This window comes from Paenibacillus ihuae, assembly GCF_001368795.1.
In the GTDB taxonomy this organism is placed as follows: Bacteria; Bacillota; Bacilli; order Paenibacillales; family Paenibacillaceae; genus Paenibacillus_AQ; species Paenibacillus_AQ ihuae.
In genome coordinates this window covers 3,815,722-3,818,393 of record NZ_LN831198.1, presented here as the reverse complement: position 1 = coordinate 3,818,393, position 2,672 = coordinate 3,815,722, and the positions used below count along the sequence as shown (strand labels likewise).

4 protein-coding genes are annotated in these 2,672 nt (G+C 40.6%); all 4 read left to right on the top strand.

All coding sequences use genetic code 11. From position 1 onward, the window contains the following. The first annotated feature begins 456 nt into the window (after positions 1–456). The 4 genes from AQR02_RS17685 (at position 457) to AQR02_RS17670 (ending at position 2,173) form a co-directional block, all read left to right on the top strand. Positions 457–1,017 (top strand): RNA polymerase sigma factor, encoded by a 561-nt coding sequence (locus AQR02_RS17685; RefSeq protein WP_054941609.1) that lies wholly within the window; start codon positions 457–459, stop codon positions 1,015–1,017. Next, positions 1,017–1,319, top strand: a complete 303-nt coding sequence (locus AQR02_RS17680; protein WP_054941608.1) for a hypothetical protein — start codon at positions 1,017–1,019, stop codon at positions 1,317–1,319. Before AQR02_RS17685 ends, AQR02_RS17680 begins: the two co-directional genes overlap by 1 nt. A gap of 69 nt (positions 1,320–1,388) precedes the next feature. Next, positions 1,389–1,772 (top strand): PLDc N-terminal domain-containing protein, encoded by a 384-nt coding sequence (locus AQR02_RS17675; RefSeq protein ID WP_054941607.1) that lies wholly within the window; start codon positions 1,389–1,391, stop codon positions 1,770–1,772. Between the two features lie 14 nt (positions 1,773–1,786). Further along, the gene (locus AQR02_RS17670) at positions 1,787–2,173 is read left to right on the top strand and encodes a hypothetical protein (protein WP_054941606.1); all 387 of its coding nucleotides are present in this window, start codon (positions 1,787–1,789) and stop codon (positions 2,171–2,173) included. Positions 2,174–2,672: the final 499 nt, after the last annotated feature.

Genomic DNA, 2,672 nt, shown 5'->3' with positions numbered 1-2,672 from the left:
TCCCGGCAGATCTGCTGGTTTCCCCGGAAATAACGGGAAAAATCCCGTAGATCCCGGCAGATCTGCTGGTTTCCCCGGAAATGTCTGAGTCTGCGGGAAATCGGAGTGGATGCACGAGAATTAGCGGTCTCACGGATATTCGCAGGTGCAATATAAGAGATATCACTATATTCCAGGCAACCTCGGAGAGCATGCGAAGTCGGTAGTTGCTAGAACTAATAAATAGTTTAACCTTAGTTCCTACGGGGTGTCGGTTACGTGAGAGAAACAAGGACGGCAAATTTTTTTATTTTACACCTTGCAGGAACCAGATGACATCATTAAAACGTATCAACAACGGCAGTATTTGACTTGCAATCATTGATGAGACAGAAAATTATTTCCTTTTCTTGTGAAATTTCGAACAATGTACATTATCTTTCGTAATGTAAGGTGAAAAGGCAAATGGAGGGGAGAATGATTAGCGACAGACAGCTTATAGAAGGCTATAAATCTGGAGAGAAACAGGCTCTTGAACATTTGATAAATAAGTATAAGGATGATTTATTTCGGTTTTGCTGTCATCTTTCCTTGGAGAAGCAGGAAGCAGAAGACTTATTCCAGGAAGTATGGGTACGTGTATTCCGTAAGTTGGAGAAGTATGATCCGGAGCGGCCGTTTAAAGCTTGGCTATTTCAGGTGACCATTAATTTGCATAGGGATCGATATCGAAAATGGAAAAAACTGAGAGAACGTCTGATGACTGCTTGGAATTATGAAGACAGCGAATTCACGGAAACCAGGGATGCCTCTCCATTAACGGAGGAATATTTACTGAAAAAAGAGCAGTATCTGTACTTGGAACAATGCCTGCGAAGTCTGCCTAAGCGTTATCTAGCCCCATTAATTCTGTATTATTATGAAGAATTCAGCTATGAGAGTATTGGTGAGATTCTTGGTGTTCCGCTCGGCACCGTAAAGTCCAGACTAAATCAAGGAAAAAAACTGCTTAAAACAACAATGAAGGAGCTGAAATAGTGGAATTACCAACGGAAAGAGAGGAGCTAATAAAAGAATATTTTAGCGCTCCGGTAGTAGCCCCGCCTCATTTAGTCTCCAGTACGATCCGAAAAATTAACGAAAGTAAGAATATGAGTGCCTTGATCGGTGCAGCTACAATGAATTTAATTTTAGCTTTGCTTCTTACGTTTTTTCTATTAGCCGGTCCGTTGTTCTTGTTCTGGAAAATTGTCATATTGATGGTTTTTTGTCTTTTTCAAGTCATTGCTGTAGCACTACTTGTATACAAGGTCTTCGGAGGAACATTGAGTCATCGATAATGAAATAGATAAAAGTCTGGAACATTAGATAGAACCGATAAGCGACATTGCAATTTCGGGAGGAGAACTATGAAAAACCGAATAATACTTGAAAAGTTTATTTTTTGGGCATTTACAGCTATTGTTTTATTGGGATTTATCGCGATTTTCTTCGCAATGGTTCCTTATCTGGATGACACATTGAAGGATGATTTTGTATGGATCATTGTGACTGTGGGTTTCGCGTTACTTTTTATAGCTTTGAATGTGCTGATAGCTGTATTTATCTATAAAGACGCAGCTAGGAGAAATATGAATACCTGGTTATGGATGCTTGCTGTCATCTATATTCCCAATTTCATCGGACTCCTGCTCTATTTATTCGCCCGCAGGCAGCAGCACTCTCTTGCGGAAACTGAACAGGCGAATAAGCTGTTACAATGTCCTCACTGCGGTAAGCTAATACAAACTTAAGGGGTGTGAAAGAGATGAAGAAAAAGTGGGTCTTATTGGGAACTTTAGTGCTGTTGATTGTAACGGTGCTGGCTGCTTGCGATAAGACAGTGATGTTTGTAGGTTCCAACTCCAGCTCTAAAAACAAGGTAAAGGCATCATATAGGCTGTTTACAGGTACAGAAGAGAAGAAGGTTAGGCTGAAAAGCGGTGAAACACTTGCCATTAACTATCAATCTAAGGTTGAAAAGGGAGAACTGACGATAAAGCTTTACGATCCTGATAATCAACTGATTCAGGATATGAGTATCAATGAGTCAGGAGACGAGAAGATTGGGGTAAACAAGGATGGAATTTACCGATTTGAAATTACGGGGAATAAAACCAGGGGGAGTTACGAATTAAAGTACAAAATTGAATAGTTGAAGATTAAATATTGTGGGCTCGGAAAAACGGGGGCAATAAGCATGAAATCGCCGGTACATCCCTTGTATTTGAGTCGAATAGACAGTTGCGCATAGTGAGGACACTTCTTGAGCGGACCATTGTTCCAATCGTTGTGCTCTCCAGATTTTATTTTTCCCTTAGCAGGTGAAAATCGGAGACCAAAGCGACCGCTATCACTTTTTCATAATTAGCCCGTCCCCTCTGCTGGTTAAACGAAAAAAGTTTCTCTAAACCTTCTAAAATCAAAAACCTTTCTTTTGTAAAATGGAAGTGCTACCAACATTTCAAAGGATAAGTTTCTTTTGTACATTCGATACACCATGAATCAACTTTAATTGCCATTGGATCTGGAAGAAGATAATCCTGAACATCACCTCGTGCGCGTCGTGAATACCGTCGTCAATCGGTCGGACGACACCATCTTTGACGTAGCCTATTCTGGCTCCGGGCACTACAGTTACCAACCTAAAAATT